Genomic DNA, 14,022 nt, shown 5'->3' on the forward strand with positions numbered 1-14,022 from the left:
CCCGCCAATCAGGGCAGGCGCACCACAGCAGCCAGCCATCCCTGGGCCTGGGCCAGGTCCACGGCCTCAAACAGCGGTATGGCGAGCAGGAAGACCAGCCCGTCTCTAATCGTGGTCAGAAAGAAGCTCGGCCGCACCGACAGCTCTGGCTCGTCATGCCAGCGGGTGAAGTCAGGCAGGAAGCGAGGCGTCCGCGCCTTGTAATCGGCATAGGCGGCGCCGAAGGTCGCGCCCAGCCAGGCCTCTTCGCGGCGAACAGTCAGATAGAAAACGGCCACGGACGCGAGGGTGAACAGCACCGCCAGCGTCAGGCTGCCGCTCTGGGCGCCGATGCCGAAGGCGCCGAAGAAGCTGAAGATATAGAGGGGATTGCGGCTGATCGAATAGGGGCCGCGCGAGACGATCTCGGCCTTCTTGCGCCCTCCGATATAGAGGGAACACCAGGCCCGGCCGACGATGGCGAAGACGATGGCGGCCAGACCCACGGCCTCGACGCCTTCGTGAAGCGGACTGTCCAGGCCCGTGGCGGACTGGGACACCATCGTCAGGCCCACCAGACCCAGCAGGGCGACGAGCACGGCGCCCTTACGCACCTTTTGCACCGCTTGAAGATCGAAGATCGGGGATGTCGTCATGGTGTTCTCCTATCCTCGAGGGATCAAGCGCCGCAGTGGGCCTTGCTGCAAGCATTATGATTGCAAACGAATATCCCTATCGAAAAAGGACGCCATCGGAGGGAACTTCAGACAACCGAAACTCCCGTGCTTGCTCCGCACTCAGCCTATCCGATCCACAGGCTGGCTCAGCAGGACGGCGACGATCAGGGCGGGCATGGCGAAGGTTCGAGGCGGACCAAGACCCTAGCCTTGATCAACACCCCTCGCCATCGGCGTCAGCCGCTCCAGAATGTCCGCCAATTCCTGGGGCCAGATCGTCTCTGTCGAGGCGCGGATCTGGTCGAGGCTCCACCAGCGGTGCTCGGCCAGGACGCGCCGCTCCGCCTCGGTCCAACCGTTGGAGGACAGGTCGAAGCCGTCCCTGCGGAGCAGGAAGAAGCGCTGATCGACGTCGGCCATGCAGCCGTCGGGCAGGCGGAAGCTGACGCGGACGCGGGCGACCTGGGGGCCCGGATCAGCGACGATCAGGCCCGTCTCCTCGAACAGTTCGCGGCGTGCGGCGTCCTCGTAGGTCTCGCCCGGATCGCAGCCGCCGCCCGGCGTGGCCCAGAATTCGGATCCCGCAAGGGGGCCGTCGGCGAAGGCGAAACGGAACAGCAGCACCCGCCCCTGCCCGTCCAGGATCAGCCAGCGCGAGGTCGGCCGGTCGGGAAGGACGGACGCGACCTCGCTCATGAGGTCACTTCTTGGCGCCGCCCTTCTGGCCGGTGCGGATGCGGCCTGAGCGCGACACTTGACGGGCGCCGCCGCGCGCGCCCTTCTGGATCGCAACAGACGATCCGGCCTTCTTGGACGCGCTGGCCTTCAGGCCGCCCAGCACCTTGGGCTGGGCCTTGCGGGTCTTCTTCTGCTCCAGCGCCTTGCCGGGCAGCTTGGACAAGGCCTCTTCCTTCTCGGCCTTCTTGACGCGGCGCGGCGCGGTCTTGGCGTCGCCCTTGTAGCGTTCCGGGCCGGACTTGGCGCCGCCCTCGGCATAGGGATTGGCGCCGCTGGACTTGACGTTCAGGCGGATCGGCGTGCCCGGCAGGTCGAAGCTCTCCCGGATCGAATTGACCAGATAGCGCTTGTAATGATCCGGCATGGCCTCGGCCCGATTGGCCATCAGCACGAAGGTGGGCGGACGGGCCTTGGTCTGGGCGATGTATTTCGGCTTGATCCGCTTGCCGTCCACGGCGGGCGGCGGGTGGCGCTGGGTCGCCATGGACAGCCAGGTGTTCAGATCCTTGGTCTTCACCTTGACCGACCAGGTGTCATAGGCCTGAAGCACCGCCGGCATCAGCCGATCGACGCCCCGCCCCGAGTGGGAAGACAGGGCCACAAAGGGCGAACCCTTCAACTGAGGCAGTTTGTCTTCCGCCAGGGTCTTCAGCTTGGCCAGCCGCGACTGGGGCTCGTCCTCCAGGTCCCATTTCGAGGCCACATAGACCAGGGCCCGCCCTTCCCGCTCGACCAGATCGGCCAGCTGAAGATCCTGGGTGTCGAAGGCGTCGTCCTTGTCCATGACCAGGATCACCACCTCGGCGAAGGTGATGGCGCGGATGGTGTCGGCGACCGACAGCTTCTCCAGCTTCTCCTGAACACGGGCCTTGCGCCGCATCCCGGCCGTGTCGATCAGGCGGATGTTCTTGCCCTCGAACGTCCAGTCCACCGAGATGGAGTCGCGGGTGATCCCGGCTTCCGGCCCCGTCAGCAGCCGGTCGTCGCCGATCAGACGGTTGATCAGGGTGGACTTGCCGGCGTTGGGCCGGCCGATCACGGCGATACGGATCGGCTTGTCCGGCTCGTCGATCTCCTCGACGAAGATGTCCTCCGAACCGGCGCGGAGGGCGGCGTAGAGGTCGGCCATGCCCTCGCCGTGCTCTGCGGAGATAGCGACGGGCTCGCCGAAACCCAGGGCGTGCGCCTCGCCCACGCCGCCGCCGCTCTCCCGGCTCTCGGACTTGTTGGCCAGCAGGATGATCGGCTTGTGCACCTTGCGCAGGCGTTCGGCGAAGATCCGGTCCAGCGAAGTCACGCCTTCGCGGGCGTCCATCATGAACAGGATCAGTTCGGCGTCGTCGATAGCCGCCTCGGTCTGTTCGCGCATCCGCGCCTCGAGGCTTTCGTCGGTGACGTCCTCATAGCCGGCCGTGTCGATCAGCGTCAGGTCCATGTCGCCGATGTTGCCGTCGGCATAGCGCCGGTCGCGGGTCACGCCGGGCCGGTCATCGACCAGCGCGAGGCGTTTGCCGACGAGACGATTGAACAGTGTCGATTTGCCCACATTGGGGCGGCCGACGATGGCGACCTTCAGAGCCATGTCGGCCTTCTAACGTAATTCTGGCTGAAAATCAGCGGATACAGATCAACTGACCGGTGTCGGTCAGCACATAGAGGGCGCCGTTATAGGCCGCAGGCGCGATATAGGCGGGCGCGCCCAGCTTCAACGTCGTCTGAGCGACGCCTGTCTTCGGATCGAAGGCGACCGCTTCGCCGTAGGAGTTGACCATCACCAGACGGTTGGAGGCCAGAAGCGGGCCGGACCACTGCGGCGTGATGGTGCGACGGCCGAAGCGCAAGAAGCCGCCGACCTTGCGGGCGCGGCCTTCATTCAGCTCGCGAGTCCAGTAGATCTGGCCGGTGTCGCGATTGGCGGTGATCAGCTCGCCGGACTTGGACACGACGAAGACCACGTCGCCGACCGGCAGGGGCGCGTTCACGCCCGTGACCGGCAGTTGCCATTTGGGTTGACCCGAGCGCAGGTCCAGAGCCGACAGCACGCCTGAATGGCTGACGCCATAGACCATGCCGCGGCTGATCACGGGGCGACCGGCCACGTCGCGAACCTCGGACAGGGCGCTGGTGCGGCTGGTGCGCGACAGGGTCTGTTCCCACAGGGACTGGCCGTTCAGGGCGCTCAGCGCCACCAGCTGACCCGAGGCGAAGGGGGCGATGACGGTGTTTCCGGTCACGGCCGGGCTGGAGGCGCGCATCACGCGAGCCGGCTCGGCGATGCCGCGATAGGTCCAGTCCTGGGCGCCCGTGTTGACGTCGAAGGCGAACAGCTGGCTATCCACGTCCACGACGAAGACGTGCGAACCGACCACCGTCGGCGCGCCGTGAATGGGGGCATCCACCGGCTGGGTCCAGGCGACGGCCCCGGTATTGGCGTCCAGCGCCGTCATGGAGCGATAGCCGGAGGAAACAAAGACCTTGCCGCCCGCCACGGCGACGCCGCCGCCGAAACCGCCGTTGCGGTCGCGTTCGTCGTTCTTCACGTCGGTCTTCCACAGAACCGCGCCCGTGTCGGCGGAAACGGCCGAGACGGTCGATTCGCCGTCCAGCACGAAGATTTTGCCGTCGGCCGCGACGACAGGCGCCATGACGTTGCCGACGCGGGCCGACCCGCGGCCGATGTCGCGCTTCCAGGCGATCTTGAAGTCCGGCGCGGCGATGACGTGCTCGACCAGGTTTTCCGCCGTGCCGCCCGGCTGGGTCCAGGCCGTCGCGGCCTGCGGACCCGGCAGGAAATAAGTCCGACCGGACAAGGCCGCCGAGGGCGCCAGTTGCTGTTCGAACTCCAGCACCGAGATGCGCTGGCCTTCGGACGCCGTCGCTTTGGGATCGCCCTTCTTGCCCAGACCGAAGGGCAGGTTGCGACTGACGGCGCCGCAGGAGGCCATGGTGGCGGCGACGCCGCAGATCAGCGCGACTTTCAGAACTCGGTTCATCGGGGGCGTCCTGTCGGGGGTCGTCACTGTTGAGCGGGGGCGGTGGACGGAGCGGGGGCGGCCGGCGGAGGCGCCGACTTGGCCGCATCGACGATGGCCTTGAGGGCGCCGGCCGTACCGGCGTCGATCGTGGCCACGGCGATGTTGGCGCGCTGGCGGACGTCGTCGGGCACGTCCTGGCCCAGTTGCAGAAGAACGAAGGCTTCACGCGCCTCATCGGTCTTACCGTGTTGCAGGCGCGCCAGGGCCAGGGCTTCCTGGGCGAAGGCGTGCAGCGGACGGTCGTCCTCGGCCAGGGGCGTCAACCGCGCCTCCAGATCGGCCAGGGGCGCCGTATCCATCACCAGGAAGGCGGCCTTGAGGGCTGGCGGGTCCGAAAGGATTGGATCGCCCGATGCCTTGGCCGCCTCGTCAAACAGGCGAACCGCATCCGGAATCTTGTTGGCGCTGACCGCCAGCCCCGCCTGTTGTTGCAGGGCCATGACCTTATAGGCGCCGTTGCCTTCCTTGGCCGCTTCTTCGAAGGCGGCGCGCGCATCGACGGGCTTGTCGGCCCGCAGGGCCTCCATGCCGCGATCATAGGCCTCAGCGGCCTTGGCGGCCTTGCTCGAGTTCAGGCTGTCCCAGCCCCACCAGCCCAGGGCGGCGACCAGGGCGACCACCAGAACGGCGCCCACGACGGGCAGCCAGGTGCGGGCCAGGCGCTTGTACCGGTCGGAGCGAAGCTCCTCCTCGACCTGTTCGAAGACATCAACCACGGAAACGTCGCCCCAAAATCGCAAAAAGCAAACCGGCGCGGACCCTAGAAGGTCGGCCCCTCGCCCGCAACGTCGTCCGTTACGGCGAAGCCGGCTTTTTCGAGAAGTAGGTCTCGACTTCGGCAGGAAAACGGCGGGTTTTCACATCATTGGCGAAAGCGGCGGCCGCGCGGTCGATCTCGGTGCGCAGATCGGCGTATTTCCGCACGAACTTCGGCGCCCAGTCGAACAGGCCCAGCATGTCGTTGACCACCAGGACCTGGCCGTCGCAGGCGGCCGAGGCGCCGATGCCGATGGTGGGAACGTCGAGGGTCTCGGTGATCTCGCGCGCCAGCGATTCGGCGACGCCCTCGATGACGATGCAGAAGGCGCCGGCCTCGGCCGTGGCCCTGGCTTCCGCCAGGACCCGATCCCGCTCGACGTCTGTACGGCCCTTGGCCCGGAAACCGCCCTCGGCCAGAACCGCCTGGGGACGCAGGCCGACATGCCCCATGACCGGAATGCCCCGCCTGACCAGAAAGGCCACGATCTCGGCCAGTTCGACGCTGGTCTCCAGCTTGACCGCCTGGGCGCCGGTTTCCTTCATCACCCGAACGCAGTTGTCGTAGGCCGCTTCCTTGCCGCCCTCATAGGAGCCGAAGGGCATGTCGACCACGACCAAGGCCCGGCGCGATCCACGCACCACCGCCTGACCGTGCAGGATCATCATGTCCAGGGTGACGCCGACGGTGTTGGGCAGGCCGTGAACCGCCATCCCCACGCTGTCGCCGACCAGAAGAACGTCGCAATGGGGGTCGAGCAGCCCCGCCATCGGCGCGTCATAGGCGGTCAGGCAGACGATCGGCTCTGCGCCCTTTCGTCCCGCGATGTCGGGGACCGAAATCCGTTTGACGGTCTCTTGAACATGAACGGACATCGGGCGCCTCCTGACCTGAGGGGCGTCAGATAGGCGCGCCGAGGACGCAAGTCACCCTCAGACGTCCTGCGACAGCTTCACGGCTCCCGCCGCCAGCAGGGCCGCCACCGCGCCCGCCGCGATCCAGAAGGCCAGCATGCCTGAGCCGCCCATCAGGTCGATCGACCCAAGTCCCAGGTTGTGCAAGCCCGTCTGGGCCGCGCCCTGGGCCGCGGCTGCGGCGGTCCGCACCCCCTGCGTCAGGGTCGTGTCGGGGTCGCCGCTGAAGTTGAAGTTCACGCCCTCGCGCACCGCCAGGACGCCGCCGACCAGGCCGGCCGCCGTCAGAGCCAGACCGCGCCAGCGCGACCGCTTCTCCAGCCGGGCCTGCAGGGTGGCCACGAACAGCGCCTCGTCCGCCAGGGTCGGAGTGCGCGAAAACAGGCGCTCGATCATCGGATCGAATTCGTCAGCCGACATGGAGCGACCTCCCGTCCGCCGCCACGGGTTGCAACCGCGCGCGGAGTTTATCCAGACCACGTTTGACATGTGACTTCACCGTGCCGAGTGGCAAATTCATGGCTGCCGCAATCTCCGGGTGAGACATCCCCGCGCCGTGGCACAGGGACACGCAGACCCTTTCCGTTTCGCCGAGGGTCCTCAGCGCCTCGTCCAGATCCATGGACCCGGCCTGATCCTGCGCCGGCGCCGCCTCGTCGGCCTCCGCCTCGGCCACATAGCGGGCTTCGCGGGCGACGCGCTTCAGATAAAGCCGGGCGGCGATCTTCTTGATCCAGCCCGCAAAGGTCCCCTGCCCCCGAAACTCCGAACAGCGCTGAAAACCCTGCAGAAAGGCGTCCTGGGCGACGTCGTCGGCCAGGGACGGCGCCGCGCCCATGCGGCGCAGCAGCCCCCGGACCGCCGAACCGTGCCGCCGGACCAGTTCGCCATATTCCCGCCGTCCGCCGGCCGCCGCCTGGGCGGCCAGCTCCACGTCGTGCAGATCACGCAAGGACTTGCTCATGACGTCCCCCTCCGGTCGACGTCAAGCCTTGTTCGGGTTGAAGAAGCCCAGGATGATGAAGGCGATCCCGATGGCGACGGGAATGCACGCCAGACCCAGCAGAGGATTGGCCACGCCGCCGTTCCATCCGTTGCCCCCTAGATCGCTGACAAGGCCGAACGCCCCGATCCCAACACCCGAGGCCAGGCTCAGCACGCCCTTGCGGATGTCCTTGGTCCGCGACGGCAGGCTCTTTTGCACGTCCTTGGTCATGGCGTCGATCAGTTCGGGCGGCAGGGTCTGGCCCTTGTCCACCGCATGGCGGACGGTCAGTTGCATCTCGGTGCGCTCGCGGCTTTTCAGATAGGAGGGGCCCACGACCACGGCGACGATGGAGCCGAAGACGATGAAGACGATGAAGATGGGTGTCAGTTCCATGACGAACTCTCTTTGATCCGTTGTGACAGCCTGATGCGGCGGCCTTCTGATCACAAGAGGCGCCGGCCCGCGCAAACGGATGCGGGAGCCCAGATGAAATATCGGTAAGCTGTCTCACGAATGCGGCTGACGCGTCCGGTCGAGGCGACTAGGGTCGTCTTCATTGTCATTCTAAGGAGCGTCCCATGGCCCATGTCGTTTACCGGATCGTCGAACACGACGGGGGCTGGGCCTATCAGGTCGGCGACACCTATTCCGAAACCTATTCCACCCATGAGGCGGCCAAGGCTGCCGCCGTCCAGGCCTCGCGGGAACAGAAGGTTCCGGACGAGAACGCCGCCATCGAATATGAAACGGCGGACGGTCGCTGGGTCACCGAAACGGCGGACGGACACGACCGGCCGGTCACCGACGTCGAAGACTGAGGCGAAGACGGTGTTGATTTCGCGTCGCGCCCTTCTCGCCGCCTCCGCCGCCCTGCCGCTGGCGGCCTGCGCCAACAGCGGCTTGGCCGGCGGACCCGCTGACCGGGAGCCGATCCCCTCCCTGACCTTGGCGACCTTCAACATCTGGCACGACATGGGCGATTGGCCCGCGCGGCGGCCGCTTCTGATCGCGGCGCTCCGGGCTCAGAACGCCGATGTCATCGCCTTGCAGGAGGTGCTGGAGGACGCGGACAAGGGGCTGGAGAATCAGGCCGAAATCCTGGCGCGCGAACTGGGCGGCTATCAGGTCGCCTTCGTCTCCACCGATCCCGAAGACGCGCGGCGTCGCTACGGCAGCGCCCTTCTGACCCGTCTGCCCGTACTGGCGCGCGACTCGGTGCGGCTGGAGCCCCTGGACGACTACCGCACGGCGCTGCGTCTGCGCCTGTCCGTCGGCGGCCGGCCCGTCGACGTCGTCGTGACCCACCTGGCTTGGCAGCAGGACGCCGGAGCCGTGCGCGCCCGCCAGATCGGCCATCTGCTGTCCTGGCTGCCTCAGGACGGGACGCCGCTGATCGTCATGGGCGATTTCAACGCCGCCCAGGACGATTCGGGATTGGCGGCTCTGACCGGCCCGCGCTTCATCAGCGCCCTGCCCGCCGGCGCGGCCGCGACGACCCTAAATCCGGCCAGGGGGCACCCGAACCGGGTCATCGACCACATCTTCGTGGAGCGGGTCTTCTTCACTCCCGCCGCCGCCCATCTGTTCGGGGATCAGCCCACCGGCGGGGAATATCCGTCAGATCATTTCGGGGTCGCCGCGACCGTCGCCTTCAACTGAAGGCCTGGGCGTAGAGGTCGGGCTTGAATCCGACCAGCCGCCGATTCCCCAAGTCCAGGATCGGCCGTTTGATCATCGAAGGCTGGGCGATCATCAGGGCGACGGCCTTGTCTCGGTTCAGGCCTGCCTTGTCGGAATCCGGCAGCTTCTTGAAGGTCGTACCGGCGCGGTTCAGCACCGCCTCCCAGCCGTGTTCATCGACCCAGCCGCCCAGGCGCACGGGATCGATCCCCGCCTTCTTATAGTCGTGGAAAACATAATCGACGCCATGCTGTTCCAGCCAGACGCGCACCTTTCTGACAGTGTCGCAGTTGGGTATGCCGTAAAGCGTCGGGGTCATGGCGAGTTCCTTCACCCCGCGCCTTAGCCGAGGAAAGAAGGCCGCGCCAGATGGGTCGGAAGCAGTCAGAAGCGCTTGGTAAAGCCCAGACTGATCACCCGACCACGTGGGTCGGCCACGACGGGGTCGTATCCGAAGGCGAACTGGGCCAGAGGCGGGGCCTTGTCGGCGATATTGACCGCGCCCAAAGTCAGGTCGATGTCGGTCCCGACGGAGCGGGTGTAAAGCAGGTCGATGGTCGTTTGGCTGGCGATCGAGGCGTCGGTGATCCCGCTGCGGTCGTTGGCGTAGCCCGCCGTATAATGAACAAGGCCGGTCAAAGCCTGCCTTCCGTCGCGCCAGTCCAGAACCAACTCTCCCCGATTGCGCGGCAAGGATCGACCGATGTTGTTCAGATTGGTGGACCCCACGCCGGACACGGCGTCGGCGCTCGCATTCAGGCGGATGTCGTAGCGATCGACATAGGTCCAGTCCGCCGCCGCCGACGCCCGTCCGCCCCAAAGATCGCGGCCGTAGCGGGCCGACAGATCCACCCCCTGGGTTTCGATCGACGAGGCGTTGATGAAATAGAGCTGAACGAAGGTCAGGGCCCCGCTCGCGGACCGGGTCAGACGCGACTGGGCGTCCGTACCCGTCCGTCCCGCCAAATCATCGGCCGCCGCCTGGTTGATCACAGCCTGGGCCGATTCCTTGACCACCTGATCTCTATAGTCGAACCGCCAGGCGTCGAGGGACAGCTCCAGCCCGTCCAGCGGACGCCACTGCGCGCCAAAGGTCAGGCTTTCCGACTTCTCAGGCTTCAGCTCCGGATCGCCGGAAGTTAGGGTGTTGACGAAGACGAAGGCGCCGCGATCCAGCACCGAAGGCTGCGCCGCCTGGGCGCCGGATTGGGCGTAGACCGAGGGAGCCCGGTAGCCCTGGCCCCAGGACGCCCTCAGGGCGAGGGCGTCCAGCACCTCCCAGCGAACGGCCGCCTTGGGATTGAACCGGCCTTCTCCATCATAGGCTTCATAGCGGCCGGCCAGTTGGGCCTCGATCTGGTCTCCCAGATGCAGACGCGCCTCGGCATAGGCGGCCAAAGCCTGCTGGTCGCCGTCGAAGTCCGGCGAATAGCCGGCCGTCAGCAGGTCGCCGCGGTTGACGAGATCGTTCCAGTCGTGGCGGAAAGCGCTGCGGCGAAACTGAAGCCCCATGGCGAGATCGACAGAGCCGCCGTCCCAGCCCAGGGCCTGACCCGAGGTCGAGGCGTCGGCGGTCGTCAGGCTGGCGGCGCCACGCAGACCCGCAGAGCCGATCAGACTGTCGATCAGGGCGGCGCTGTTGGGCGCGCCGGTCCCCAGATAGGCGCTTCCGAACGGGTTGAAATATCGGCAGGCGCCGACGCCGGGCGTCCCAGTCGCCGGGTCGCACCCCGGACCGCCCAGGCCGTTCAGGGCGTTTTGCAGGGCGCTGCCGATCACGTCCGGCTTGTCATAGGCGACGTGCTGGCGGCTGGCCGTGGCGGCCAGACTCCAGCGCCAGCCGCCCGAGAAATCGCCGTCCAGCTCCGCGGCGACCCGCCAGGTGCGATAGTCGAACTGAGCCTTCGCCGCCCCGGCCTCGGCGCCGAGAAGCCGACCGCGAAACAGGACGTCTTCTCCGAACGGATTGTCGGGATGGGACGCGGGGACGCTCAGGGACCGCGCCAGAATGGGCAGGGACGGCGTCTGGCGCGCCGTGGTCGAGGTGGCCGAGCCCGCCGCCTGCAAGGACAGGCGCATGTCCCCCACGGGGCGTCGATAATCGGCGAAAACCTGGGTCCGCGTCTCTTCCGGCGCCAGGTCGAAAAAGTCCGAATAGTCCAGTCGGCAGAAGGCGTCGGTCGCTGAGTTGAGATAGGCGGACTGGAAGGCGGGGGCGCCGCAGCTCGGATCGGGCGAATAGGCGCGGCGGCTGGGCCGGTAATAGGAGCCGGGCTGGCCGTAGCTGGTCACGGCGGTCCAGGCGGCCCGGCCATAGGTCTGCGCCTGGGCGAAATCCCTTTCATCCGTACTCAGGGCCGAACGGTGGAAGCGGGACCCTGCGACCGTCAGATCGCCGCCCAGCAGCGTCCAGCCGCCCAGCCCCTGGACCAGGGTTTCGTCTGATCCGTCGGCGAAGGCGTAACGGGCGCTTAATTCCGGATGATCGACCGCGGTGCGCGTGATGAAGTTGACGACCCCGGCGACCGCGTCCGATCCATAGACGGCCGAGGCGCCGTCCTTGACCACTTCGATCCGCTCCAGGGCGATCAGGGGGACGAGGGCGTTGATGTCCACGAAGGCCGAACCGTCGGTGGCCACCACGGCGCTGGAGGTCCAACGCTGGCCGTCCACCAGTACCAGGGTCGAACCCAGGCCGAGGTTTCGCAGATTGAACTGCGCCGTGCCCGAGCTTTGCGGCTGATTCAGCTGATCGACCTGCGCCTCAGACCCCGAATTGGCCGTCACGAGCCGGGTGAGCTGACCCGCATCGCCTACTCCGGCGGCGGCGATCACCGTGCGGTGCACGGTTTCCACCGGCGCAACCCGATCTCCCCCGGCCAGACGCGACCCCGTCACCACGACCTCTTCCACCTGAGCGGGCTGCTGCGCCTGGGCCGCGCCCGCGACGGCGACGGCCCAGCCGGCGGCGGTCGCCATCCAGAGTCTGCGCTTCGTCATATCGGTCTTCCCCCGTGGTCCAAGCCGGGGCTTTTACCGACACTTCGCTGCTTGTGAAGACTCAATTTTGCAATTTTGCAGATTTGCCCCACTGCGTTGGCCGAACCAAACCTCGCCCATTGATCCCGCCATGTAACCGGTTACGGTGGGCCAAAACGCAGCGACCTAGGGAAGAAGCATGGCGGACGTCCGTCTGATCGACGTGAAGAAGGCGTTCGGCGCCGTAGAGGTGCTGAAGGGCGTCGATCTGGAGATCGCGGACGGCGAATTCGTCGTCTTCGTCGGCCCGTCCGGATGCGGCAAATCCACCCTGCTTCGGACCATCGCCGGGCTGGAAGAGGCGACGACGGGAGACGTCTGGATCGGCGGCCGCCGCGTCAACGCCCTGTCGCCCTCGGATCGCGGCGTGGCCATGGTCTTTCAGTCCTACGCCCTTTATCCGCACATGACGGCCTATGAAAACATGGCCTTCGGACTGAAACTGGCCAAGACGGACAAGGGCGAGATTGATCGGCGCGTGCGCGCGGCGGCCGAGGCCCTGAGCATCACCGACTATCTGGACCGCAAACCCAAGGCCATGTCCGGCGGCCAGCGGCAGCGCGTCGCCATCGGCCGCGCCATCGTGCGCGAGCCCCAAGTGTTTCTGTTCGACGAGCCTCTGTCCAACCTGGACGCCGCCCTGCGGGTGCGGATGCGCTACGAGTTCGCGCGGCTGCACGGCGAGCTTAAGACGACCATGATCTACGTCACCCATGATCAGGTCGAGGCCATGACCCTGGCGGACCGCATCGTGGTCTTGAACGGGGGACGGATCGAACAGGTCGGGGCGCCGATGGCGCTTTATCAGCATCCGGCCAATCTGTTCGTCGCCGGATTCATCGGCAGCCCGAAGATGAACCTTCTGAAGGCCGAGATCGTCGAGGCTTCGAAAGAAGGCGCAGTCGTCAAGACGGCTGGAGGCGAAAGGGTGCGGGCGGCGGTGGACGCCTCGACCGCCCAGCCGGGCGCCGCCGTCACCCTGGGGATACGGCCCGAACATATCGCCTTGAACGACGGTCGCGACAGCCTGTCGGCCCAGGTCCTGTTCGTCGAAACCCTGGGCGCAGTCACCATGGCCCATCTGAAACATCCCGCCTCCGACGAGACCCTGACGGTCCAGACGCCCGGCGAGCGCCGTCTGACGGTCGGCGAAACCGTCAGCCTGTCGGCGGCGCCCGCAGACGTCCATCTGTTCGACGCAGAGGGTTGCGCCTTCCCCCGCCTGTGACCGAGGCTGGACCGCGCGGCGTCAGCCGCGCTCCTCGTCGCCGATGAAGGCGCCGGCGATCCAGCTGACCACGCCCGTCACGATGGCGGCGCCGATCCCCGCCCACAGGCCGTTCACGGCGAAACCGCCCAGGAACATGGCGGTCAGGCCGATCATGGCGGCGTTCACCACCAGCAGAAACAGCCCCAGGGTCACGATGGTGATCGGGAAGGTCACAATCACCATGAAGGGCCGCACCACCGCATTGACCAGGCCCAGAATCAGGGCGGCCGCGATCAAAGAGCCGTTGTTGGTGAAGGCGACGCCGGGCACCACCTGGGCCGACAGCCAAAGGCCGATCATGGTGACGACGGCCTGAATGATGAAGCGGATCATGATGTCCTCAGGGCTGGAAGCGTCACCATAACGCGCGATCCCGGCAAAAGGCTCCCCTCGATCCGTCGCGCCTGCTAGATTCGCGAAACGACCCGAGACGGAGACTGCAGATGAGCCTTCACGGCGCCTATGACCCCGACAATGTCTTCGCAAAAATCCTTCGCGGCGAACTGCCCTCGGTGAAGGTCTGGGAGGACGACCATGTCCTGGCCTTCATGGACGTCTTTCCTCAGTCGGAGGGCCACGTCCTGATCATCGCCAAACAGTCCCAGGCGCGGAACCTGCTGGAGGTCGAGCCCGACGTTTTGGCCCATATGACGGCGGCGCTTCAACGCACGGCGCGCGCGGTTGAAAGGGCGCTGTCGCCAGACGGCCTGTCGATCATGCAGTTCAACGGCGACGCCGGCGGCCAGACGGTCTTCCATCTGCATTTCCACATCATCCCGCGCTGGGCGGACCGACCGATGAAGGGCCACGGTCACGCTCCCATAGCCGATGCGGCGACGCTGCAGCCTCTCGCGGACAGGATCGCCGCCGCCCTGGACTGAGGCCGCGCGAGGCGTCTTGCGTCCGGCGCGATCCGTCCGCATAAGGCGCGCAGTTCCGTCACAC

Annotated in this window: 16 protein-coding genes; 4 read left to right on the top strand and 12 right to left on the bottom strand. The window is 66.7% G+C overall.

What is annotated here, in order from left to right:
* Positions 1-8 precede the first annotated feature (8 nt).
* The 9 genes from JMT67_RS04220 to JMT67_RS04260 all read right to left on the bottom strand — a co-directional run bounded on the left by JMT67_RS04220 (position 9) and on the right by JMT67_RS04260 (position 7,481).
* A complete protein-coding gene (locus tag JMT67_RS04220) occupies positions 9-635 on the bottom strand; it encodes a methyltransferase family protein (protein ID WP_183217118.1) in 627 nt (208 codons plus the stop codon).
* A 225-nt stretch (positions 636-860) separates the two neighbouring features.
* Positions 861-1,352 (bottom strand): NUDIX hydrolase, encoded by a 492-nt coding sequence (locus tag JMT67_RS04225; RefSeq protein WP_183217116.1) that lies wholly within the window; start codon positions 1,350-1,352, stop codon positions 861-863.
* A 4-nt stretch (positions 1,353-1,356) separates the two neighbouring features.
* Positions 1,357-2,976, bottom strand: coding sequence for a ribosome biogenesis GTPase Der (der, locus tag JMT67_RS04230; RefSeq protein WP_054766026.1), 1,620 nt, complete (start codon positions 2,974-2,976; stop codon positions 1,357-1,359).
* A gap of 31 nt (positions 2,977-3,007) precedes the next feature.
* A complete protein-coding gene (locus JMT67_RS04235; RefSeq protein ID WP_201462765.1) occupies positions 3,008-4,387 on the bottom strand; it encodes a PQQ-binding-like beta-propeller repeat protein in 1,380 nt (459 codons plus the stop codon).
* Between the two features lie 23 nt (positions 4,388-4,410).
* Positions 4,411-5,145 (bottom strand): tetratricopeptide repeat protein, encoded by a 735-nt coding sequence (locus JMT67_RS04240; protein ID WP_054766028.1) that lies wholly within the window; start codon positions 5,143-5,145, stop codon positions 4,411-4,413.
* A 79-nt stretch (positions 5,146-5,224) separates the two neighbouring features.
* Entirely contained in the window at positions 5,225-6,061 is an 837-nt protein-coding gene (gene panB, locus JMT67_RS04245) for a 3-methyl-2-oxobutanoate hydroxymethyltransferase (protein WP_201462766.1), read from the bottom strand.
* A gap of 57 nt (positions 6,062-6,118) precedes the next feature.
* Entirely contained in the window at positions 6,119-6,520 is a 402-nt protein-coding gene (locus JMT67_RS04250; RefSeq protein ID WP_201462767.1) for a hypothetical protein, read from the bottom strand.
* Positions 6,510-7,064 (bottom strand): RNA polymerase sigma factor, encoded by a 555-nt coding sequence (locus JMT67_RS04255; RefSeq protein WP_201462768.1) that lies wholly within the window; start codon positions 7,062-7,064, stop codon positions 6,510-6,512. The genes JMT67_RS04250 and JMT67_RS04255 overlap by 11 nt, the downstream gene beginning before the upstream one ends.
* Positions 7,065-7,085: 21 nt before the next feature.
* A complete protein-coding gene (locus tag JMT67_RS04260) occupies positions 7,086-7,481 on the bottom strand; it encodes a DUF6249 domain-containing protein (RefSeq protein ID WP_201462769.1) in 396 nt (131 codons plus the stop codon).
* 185 nt (positions 7,482-7,666) lie between these two features.
* On the opposite strand from JMT67_RS04260, the gene JMT67_RS04265 reads away from it, so the two are divergent.
* Together JMT67_RS04265 and JMT67_RS04270 are read left to right on the top strand one after the other, a co-directional pair.
* Positions 7,667-7,906, top strand: a complete 240-nt coding sequence (locus tag JMT67_RS04265; protein WP_201462770.1) for a hypothetical protein — start codon at positions 7,667-7,669, stop codon at positions 7,904-7,906.
* 10 nt (positions 7,907-7,916) lie between these two features.
* Complete coding sequence (locus JMT67_RS04270; RefSeq protein WP_201462771.1) at positions 7,917-8,747, top strand: endonuclease/exonuclease/phosphatase family protein; 831 nt, start codon at positions 7,917-7,919, stop codon at positions 8,745-8,747.
* Here JMT67_RS04270 and JMT67_RS04275 read toward each other — a convergent pair.
* Complete coding sequence (locus tag JMT67_RS04275) at positions 8,740-9,087, bottom strand: arsenate reductase (protein WP_183217100.1); 348 nt, start codon at positions 9,085-9,087, stop codon at positions 8,740-8,742. The two genes, JMT67_RS04270 and JMT67_RS04275, sit on opposite strands and share 8 nt — an antisense overlap.
* 65 nt (positions 9,088-9,152) lie before the next feature.
* Complete coding sequence (locus tag JMT67_RS04280) at positions 9,153-11,768, bottom strand: TonB-dependent receptor domain-containing protein (protein ID WP_201462772.1); 2,616 nt, start codon at positions 11,766-11,768, stop codon at positions 9,153-9,155.
* Between the two features lie 178 nt (positions 11,769-11,946).
* Here JMT67_RS04280 and JMT67_RS04285 point away from each other — a divergent pair, with 178 nt between their 5' ends.
* On the top strand, positions 11,947-13,035 hold the full coding sequence (locus tag JMT67_RS04285; RefSeq protein WP_182714988.1) for an ABC transporter ATP-binding protein: 1,089 nt from the start codon (positions 11,947-11,949) through the stop codon (positions 13,033-13,035).
* Positions 13,036-13,056: 21 nt separating this feature from the next.
* On the opposite strand, the gene JMT67_RS04290 is transcribed toward JMT67_RS04285, so the two are convergent.
* Positions 13,057-13,410 (bottom strand): phage holin family protein, encoded by a 354-nt coding sequence (locus tag JMT67_RS04290; protein ID WP_201462773.1) that lies wholly within the window; start codon positions 13,408-13,410, stop codon positions 13,057-13,059.
* Positions 13,411-13,520: 110 nt separating this feature from the next.
* Between JMT67_RS04290 and JMT67_RS04295 the strand changes: the two genes are divergently transcribed.
* Positions 13,521-13,958 (top strand): HIT family protein, encoded by a 438-nt coding sequence (locus JMT67_RS04295; RefSeq protein WP_201462774.1) that lies wholly within the window; start codon positions 13,521-13,523, stop codon positions 13,956-13,958.
* Positions 13,959-14,022 lie beyond the last annotated feature (64 nt).

The sequence above is a fragment of the Brevundimonas aurantiaca genome, from assembly GCF_904830995.1.
Classification (GTDB): domain Bacteria; phylum Pseudomonadota; class Alphaproteobacteria; order Caulobacterales; family Caulobacteraceae; genus Brevundimonas; species Brevundimonas aurantiaca.

Bases quoted from the DNA above. Each gene is read 5' to 3' on its own strand.
- JMT67_RS04220 (WP_183217118.1), bottom strand. From the start codon at position 635: ATGACGACATCCCCGATCTTCGATCTTCAAGCGGTGCAAAAGGTGCGT.
- JMT67_RS04225 (WP_183217116.1), bottom strand. From the start codon at position 1,352: ATGAGCGAGGTCGCGTCCGTCCTTCCCGACCGGCCGACCTCGCGCTGG.
- der (WP_054766026.1), bottom strand. From the start codon at position 2,976: ATGGCTCTGAAGGTCGCCATCGTCGGCCGCCCCAATGTGGGCAAATCG.
- JMT67_RS04235 (WP_201462765.1), bottom strand. From the start codon at position 4,387: ATGAACCGAGTTCTGAAAGTCGCGCTGATCTGCGGCGTCGCCGCCACC.
- panB (WP_201462766.1), bottom strand. From the start codon at position 6,061: ATGTCCGTTCATGTTCAAGAGACCGTCAAACGGATTTCGGTCCCCGAC.
- JMT67_RS04250 (WP_201462767.1), bottom strand. From the start codon at position 6,520: ATGTCGGCTGACGAATTCGATCCGATGATCGAGCGCCTGTTTTCGCGC.
- JMT67_RS04255 (WP_201462768.1), bottom strand. From the start codon at position 7,064: ATGAGCAAGTCCTTGCGTGATCTGCACGACGTGGAGCTGGCCGCCCAG.
- JMT67_RS04260 (WP_201462769.1), bottom strand. From the start codon at position 7,481: ATGGAACTGACACCCATCTTCATCGTCTTCATCGTCTTCGGCTCCATC.
- JMT67_RS04265 (WP_201462770.1), top strand. From the start codon at position 7,667: ATGGCCCATGTCGTTTACCGGATCGTCGAACACGACGGGGGCTGGGCC.
- JMT67_RS04275 (WP_183217100.1), bottom strand. From the start codon at position 9,087: ATGACCCCGACGCTTTACGGCATACCCAACTGCGACACTGTCAGAAAG.
- JMT67_RS04280 (WP_201462772.1), bottom strand. From the start codon at position 11,768: ATGACGAAGCGCAGACTCTGGATGGCGACCGCCGCCGGCTGGGCCGTC.
- JMT67_RS04285 (WP_182714988.1), top strand. From the start codon at position 11,947: ATGGCGGACGTCCGTCTGATCGACGTGAAGAAGGCGTTCGGCGCCGTA.
- JMT67_RS04290 (WP_201462773.1), bottom strand. From the start codon at position 13,410: ATGATCCGCTTCATCATTCAGGCCGTCGTCACCATGATCGGCCTTTGG.
- JMT67_RS04295 (WP_201462774.1), top strand. From the start codon at position 13,521: ATGAGCCTTCACGGCGCCTATGACCCCGACAATGTCTTCGCAAAAATC.